The organism is Haemophilus seminalis (genome assembly GCF_006384255.1).
Classification (GTDB): Bacteria; Pseudomonadota; Gammaproteobacteria; order Enterobacterales; family Pasteurellaceae; genus Haemophilus; species Haemophilus seminalis.
The window spans coordinates 23,196-29,414 of the sequence record NZ_VCED01000010.1 but is presented as its reverse complement, the minus strand read 5'-3'; the positions used below and the strand labels follow the sequence as shown (position 1 = coordinate 29,414).

Annotated in this window: 4 protein-coding genes and 4 tRNA genes; 3 read left to right on the top strand and 5 right to left on the bottom strand. The window is 38.3% G+C overall.

Going from position 1 to position 6,219, the window contains the following annotated elements; genetic code table 11:
- Nucleotides 1-132: 132 nt before the first annotated feature.
- The 5 genes from FE813_RS10275 to FE813_RS10255 form a co-directional block, all read right to left on the bottom strand.
- Nucleotides 133-209 (bottom strand) — tRNA-Pro (locus FE813_RS10275).
- A 21-nt stretch (nt 210-230) separates the two neighbouring features.
- A tRNA-His gene (locus FE813_RS10270) sits at nt 231-306 on the bottom strand.
- A 26-nt stretch (nt 307-332) separates the two neighbouring features.
- Nucleotides 333-409: transfer RNA gene (locus FE813_RS10265), tRNA-Arg, on the bottom strand.
- Nucleotides 410-557: 148 nt separating this feature from the next.
- Nucleotides 558-2,693, bottom strand: a complete 2,136-nt coding sequence (rlmKL, locus tag FE813_RS10260) for a bifunctional 23S rRNA (guanine(2069)-N(7))-methyltransferase RlmK/23S rRNA (guanine(2445)-N(2))-methyltransferase RlmL (RefSeq protein ID WP_139990428.1) — start codon at nt 2,691-2,693, stop codon at nt 558-560.
- A gap of 130 nt (nt 2,694-2,823) precedes the next feature.
- Nucleotides 2,824-2,900: transfer RNA gene (locus FE813_RS10255), tRNA-Met, on the bottom strand.
- A gap of 185 nt (nt 2,901-3,085) precedes the next feature.
- Here FE813_RS10255 and mltA point away from each other — a divergent pair.
- The 3 genes from mltA to znuA all read left to right on the top strand — a co-directional run bounded on the left by mltA (nt 3,086) and on the right by znuA (nt 6,177).
- Nucleotides 3,086-4,198 carry a murein transglycosylase A gene (gene mltA / locus FE813_RS10250; RefSeq protein ID WP_139990427.1) on the top strand — a complete coding sequence of 371 codons (1,113 nt, stop codon included), beginning with the start codon at nt 3,086-3,088 and terminating at the stop codon, nt 4,196-4,198.
- Complete coding sequence (tcdA, locus tag FE813_RS10245; RefSeq protein WP_180978730.1) at nt 4,198-4,968, top strand: tRNA cyclic N6-threonylcarbamoyladenosine(37) synthase TcdA; 771 nt, start codon at nt 4,198-4,200, stop codon at nt 4,966-4,968. The genes mltA and tcdA overlap by 1 nt, the downstream gene beginning before the upstream one ends.
- Nucleotides 4,969-5,145: 177 nt before the next feature.
- Entirely contained in the window at nt 5,146-6,177 is a 1,032-nt protein-coding gene (znuA, locus tag FE813_RS10240; RefSeq protein WP_139990425.1) for a zinc ABC transporter substrate-binding protein ZnuA, read from the top strand.
- Nucleotides 6,178-6,219 lie beyond the last annotated feature (42 nt).

The window sequence follows — 6,219 nt, the reverse complement described above, 5'->3', positions numbered from 1 at the left end:
CTACTTAAAAAGTAATTATGAATTTTCAGTTAAGCACCTATTAAGACTTCAAAATTAAAAATATTTTAAAACAAGTCAATCAACAAGTGCCCACACAGATTGTCTGATATATTGTTAAAGAGCAAAATAAAGTGGTCGGCGAGATAGGATTTGAACCTACGACCCACTGGTCCCAAACCAGTTGCGCTACCAAGCTGCGCTACTCGCCGTCAGATCTTATAAAGATAAGATGGGGTGGCTAATGGGATTCGAACCCACGACAACTGGAATCACAATCCAGGGCTCTACCAACTGAGCTATAGCCACCATTAAAAGTTGTTATTGCACTGACCTGGCGCGCTCGACAAGATTCGAACTTGCGACCTTTGGCTCCGGAGGCCAACGCTCTATCCAACTGAGCTACGAACGCGTTATTGCGTCGTTGCGGAGGCGTATATTAATGATTTAACAAAACCTTGTCTAGCACTTTTTGAAAAAAAATGTTTGAGCGATAGTTTTTTATTCAGTTTGTTTAAAATTCACTATTTTTTCGACTATTTTTACAACTTGGGAAATCATTATATATGTTGAATCTTCCAACAATTATGAATTTGTTTATTACGTTCAAAATCTAGTGGTAACGTTTTATGCGAAATTTCTACCGCACTTAAACCTAATTCTTCCAACGCAACTAAATTCATTTTGAATCCACGTTTATTATTCGAGAAAACAATCGCGCCATTATTCGACAAAACTCGTTTTAGATTGCTCATCAATTTCACATGATCTCGTTGAACATCCCAACTCTCTTCCATACGTTTAGAATTCGAAAACGTCGGTGGATCCACAAATATCAAATCAAATTGACGATCACATTTTTCTAACCATTGAAGGCAATCTGCTTGAATTAATTTATGTTGTTTACCTTCAATATCATTCAAAATAAGATTTTGCTCCGCCCAATTAAGATAAGTATTAGACATATCAACGGTCGTTGTCGCTTTAGCGCCACCAAGTGCCGCATGAACAGTTGCAGAACCAGTATAACCAAATAAGTTCAAGAAATCTTTACCCTTTGCCAACTCACCAATCATTTTTCTTGTTAAACGGTGATCTAAGAATAATCCAGTGTCTAAATAATCTGTCAAATTTACCCAAAGTTGCACGCCATATTCATTCACATAAAAGTATTCACCTTTATTGGCTAATTTCTCATATTGGTTAGTACCTTTTTGTTTCTGACGAACTTTGAGGATCAACTTATTCGTTTCGACACCCGTAACGTGCAAAGTTGCAGTAACCGCATCTAATAAACGTTGACGCGCTTTATTTTTATCAATATTTTTCGGCGCTGCATATTCTTGCACAACAATGTAATCAGCATAACGATCGACGGCTAAATTATATTCAGGCAAATCAGCATCATATAAACGATAAGCATCTAATCCTTGTTGCTTTGCCCATTTACTAATTTTCTTAATATTTTTTTGTAATCGATTAGCAAAATCGGTTGCCACCTCTGAAGTGCGGTTAAATTCTAGTTCATTTTCAGCTGTACTTTCGTCAGATTTTCGTTCTGAAACTTGATAATTCTTCTGCACACAATCTAGTGGGCCATTTTTTGCTTTAAACTGTCGGCTGGCACGCATTCTCAAACAATCAAGCAATGTGGATTCGCTACTAAAAACAGAAACATTCCAACCACAAAATTCTTTTTTAAGTCTTTGCCCAAATACAGAATAGAGTGCGATTAAAGCTGGTGTTGTTCCTAAACGTTCCCCATAAGGTGGATTACAGATAACCGCACCAACTTCATTTACGCTAGGATTTTTCAACGCTGCAACATCACCTTGTTGCCATTTAATTAAATGTGAAACACCTGCATTTTGTGCATTCTTCTGAGCCTTTTTTAATACACGGTGATCAAGGTCAAATCCATAAAAGTGCGGTTCAATTTCACTTTGTTTTTCTTCTGCTAATTCAATCGCTTCATTTTTTACTTTTTCCCAAGCAGATTGATTATGCGCTTTCCAAAAATCAAATCCCCAATGTAAACGATAAAGTTGCGGTGCAATTTTGGCTTCCATTTGTGCTGCTTCAATTAAAAGCGTGCCAGAACCACACATTGGATCTACTAATGGAGAACCTGCTTGCCAACCTGAACGCATAACAATTGCCGCCGCTAAAGTTTCGCGTAAGGGTGCTTGACCGGCATCCTCACGATAGCCTCGTAAATGTAATGCTTCTCCACTTAAATCTAAAGAAATCACTAAATTTTCACGGTTCAAATAAGCATGGATACGCATGTCCGGATGAATTTTATCTACATCAGGACGAGTGTTACCTTGACGTTCAAAGTAATCGACAATTCCATCTTTAACGCGCATCGCACCAAATTGAGTATGACGAATTTCTTGGTTGGTTCCATTAAAATCTACAAAGAATGTAACTCGTTCATCAAATTGTGCTAACCAATTAAAGCCTGAAACAGCCGCATAAAGATCCAAATCACTGTAAATTTTGGTTTCAATCAAAGGAAATAAAATACGTGAAGCAAGGCGTGACCAAAGCAAAGTGCGGTATAAAGTTTCGTCATCTGCTTGATAATGAACGCCCCCTTGAACCACTTTTGCCTCTTGCGCGCCAAGTTCAGTGAGTTCAACTTTTAATAATTCTTCAAAGCCACGAGAAGTCGTTGCAAATAATTGTTTCATTTAGGTACCGATTTTGAAAATTTTGAGGGATTATAGCATAGAAAAAGATGATCTAATTGAGATCATCATAGCGAGTTAAACTGTAAAAAGAAAAGCCCTGATTTTCTTAAATCAGGGCTTTAGAATTTGTTGGTTGCGGGGGCCGGATTTGAACCGACGGCCTTCGGGTTATGAGCCCGACGAGCTACCAAGCTGCTCCACCCCGCGTCTGATGTGGTGCACTATACGCTATTAATATTTTTTTGCAAGAATTAAACAAAAGTTTATGTTTCATTTGTTAATAAAATGTTCAATGTGAGTTTTTATTAATCAGCTTGACTAAATAACACTGGTCGTTTTAAAGGATTTTTGATAGCGTATGCAGCCTTATTTAAGCTTATTTAGGATTAAAAATGTCAGTTCGAAAATTTTTCTCATTAAAAACATTTTCTATTGCAGTGACAACCGCACTTTTAGTTGCCTGTGGTTCTTCTAATACAACAAAAACTCAAATCCCCACCACCTCAAATGGCAGCGATCCTCAACAATTTGGTGCGAAATATTCGGGTCGTAATTATCAACAAGCTGTATTTATGCCAGTTTCTCAAGTTGAAAACCAAAGTGCGGTCATTAATCAAGGCGATTTTTTAACTCAACTTTCAAACGTACAAAGTTATTCAAGCAAACTATCTGATCGTTTCTATGGCAACTATGAAAAAATTACGAATTGGGTACTTTCTGGCGCCAATGTAAGTGAGCTTTCTAAATTTGGCATTAACCCGCAAATTATGCGTGGGTTCGATGGATATCAAAATGTTTTGATGACAGGCTACTATTCTCCTGTCCTTCATGCACGCCGTTCCCCCCAAGGTCAATTCCAAAATCCAATTTATCGTATGCCAGCAAATAAACGTTTTAGCCGTGCGCAAATCTATGCCGGTGCATTAGCGGGTCAAGGATTAGAATTAGCATATAGTGATTCCATGTTAGAGAACTTTTTGCTTGGGGTACAAGGCAGCGGTTATGTAGATTTTGGTGATGGCAACCTTAATTACTTCGCTTATGCAGGACAAAATGGCTTTCCTTACACAGCTGTTGGCCGTTTATTAGTTGAAGATGGTGAAGTACCAAAAGAGAAAATGTCTATTCAAGCAATTCGTGAATGGGGCAATCGTAATCCTTCTCGCGTACAAAGTTTGTTAGAACGTAATTCTTCTTATGTATTCTTTAAAAATGATCCGAGTGGAAAGGTAAAAGGTTCTGCTGGTGTACCACTTGTACCAATGGCTTCAGTAGCATCAGATCGTAACATTGTACCATCTGGTACTGTTCTTTTAGTCGAAGTGCCTGACATTGATAATAACGGAAACTGGCTTGGCACACACAAATTACATTTAATGGTTGTACTTGATGTGGGCGGTGCGGTAAAAGGCCACCACTTTGACTTATATCGTGGCATCGGTGATCAAGCAGGCCATATTGCGGGATTATCAAAACACTATGGCCGAGTATGGGTGTTACAATAATGGCTCCAGTGGACAATTATGAACAGCGATTTGGCGGTATTGGTCGACTTTATACACCTGATGGACTCGCGCGCTTACGCCAAGCCCATATTTGCATAATAGGCATTGGAGGCGTGGGTTCTTGGGTCGTAGAGGCTTTAGCACGTTCAGGCGTTGGTGAACTAACATTAATTGATATGGATGATATTTGTGTCACAAATATCAATCGCCAACTTCCTGCGATGAGCGGCACAATCGGCAAATTAAAAACTGAAGTCATGTCAGAGCGAGTAAAATTAATTAACCCAGAATGTACCGTCAATATTATTGATGATTTTATCTCACCAGAGAATCAATTGGATTACCTCAATCGAGGCTATGACTATGTCATTGATGCTATTGACAATGTGAAAACTAAAGCGTCGCTGATTGCTTATTGTAAACGTCACAAAATTAATGTGATTACTATTGGTGGTGCTGGCGGTCAAACTGATCCAACCCAAATTCAAATTGCCGATCTCAGTAAAACCATTCAAGATCCGTTACTTGCCAAAGTGCGGTCAGTTTTACGCAAGGATTACAATTTCAGCCAAAATCCAAAGCGTAAATTTAGTATCGACGCGGTATTTTCAACACAACCTCTAATATTCCCACAAATGACTGAAGGCTGTTCTATTTCTGCCACAATGAATTGCGCAAACGGCTTTGGTGCAGCTACGATGATTACGGCAACCTTTGGTTTTTTTGCGGTTTCTCGTGTAATAGATAAATTACTAAAGAAAAAATCTTAATCACCTCTTGAAAATGCACATTGATCATAAATGTGCATTTTTTATCGAATGAAACCTATTAACTCTGAAAATGAAAAATTTTCCCTCGCGTTCCCTATAAAATCGTTGCAATTTATATAAAAAGGCGTACTCTTTTTCCCTTTGAGAATTATTACCAACAAGTAAGGAAACAGAAATATGAAAAAACTTTTAAAAATTAGCGCCGTTTCTGCCGCACTTTTAAGTGCGCCAATGATGGCGAATGCCGATGTATTGGCATCAGTAAAACCTCTAGGCTTTATTGTTTCATCTATTGCAGATGGCGTAACAGGTACACAAGTCCTTGTTCCTGCAGGAGCATCTCCGCATGATTACAATTTGAAATTATCTGATATTCAAAAAGTAAAATCTGCAAATTTAGTTGTGTGGATTGGTGAAGACGTTGATTCATTCTTAGACAAACCAATTAGCCAAATTGAACGTAAAAAAGTGATTACCATTGCTGATCTTGCGGATGTTGAATCTTTATTAAGTAAAGCTCACCACGAGCATTTCCATGAAGATGGCGATCACGATCATAAACATGAGCATGAGCATAAACACGATCACGAACATGAACACGGCCATGATCATAAGCACGAGCATGAACATCATGACCACGCTCATGAACATCACGACCATGACCATGATCACCATGATCATGACGAAGGTTTAACAACAAACTGGCACGTTTGGTATTCTCCAGCCATCAGCAAAATTGTTGCACAAAAAGTAGCGGATAAATTAACAGCACAATTCCCAGATAAAAAAGATTTGATTGCTCAAAATCTTTCAGATTTTAACCGCACTTTGGCAGAACAAGGTGAAAAAATCACAGCACAACTTGCGAACGTTAAAGATAAAGGTTTCTACGTTTTCCACGATGCTTACGGTTATTTCAACGATGCTTATGGTTTAAAACAAACAGGTTACTTCACCATCAACCCATTAGTAGCACCGGGTGCAAAAACTTTAGCGCACATTAAAGAAGAAATCGCAGAACATAAAGTAAATTGCTTATTCGCAGAACCACAATTTACGCCGAAAGTGATTGAATCGTTAGCTCAAAATACTAAAGTCAATGTAGGACAACTCGACCCAATTGGCGATAAAGTCAATTTAGGCAAAAATTCTTATGCAACATTCTTGCAATCTACCGCAGATAGTTACATGGAATGCTTAGCTAAATAAACCTTTCTAAAAACAATGACCGCACATAAAAGTGCGGTCATT

Bases quoted from the DNA above. Each gene is read 5' to 3' on its own strand.
- rlmKL (WP_139990428.1), bottom strand. From the start codon at position 2,693: ATGAAACAATTATTTGCAACGACTTCTCGTGGCTTTGAAGAATTATTA.
- mltA (WP_139990427.1), top strand. From the start codon at position 3,086: ATGTCAGTTCGAAAATTTTTCTCATTAAAAACATTTTCTATTGCAGTG.
- tcdA (WP_180978730.1), top strand. From the start codon at position 4,198: ATGGCTCCAGTGGACAATTATGAACAGCGATTTGGCGGTATTGGTCGA.
- znuA (WP_139990425.1), top strand. From the start codon at position 5,146: ATGAAAAAACTTTTAAAAATTAGCGCCGTTTCTGCCGCACTTTTAAGT.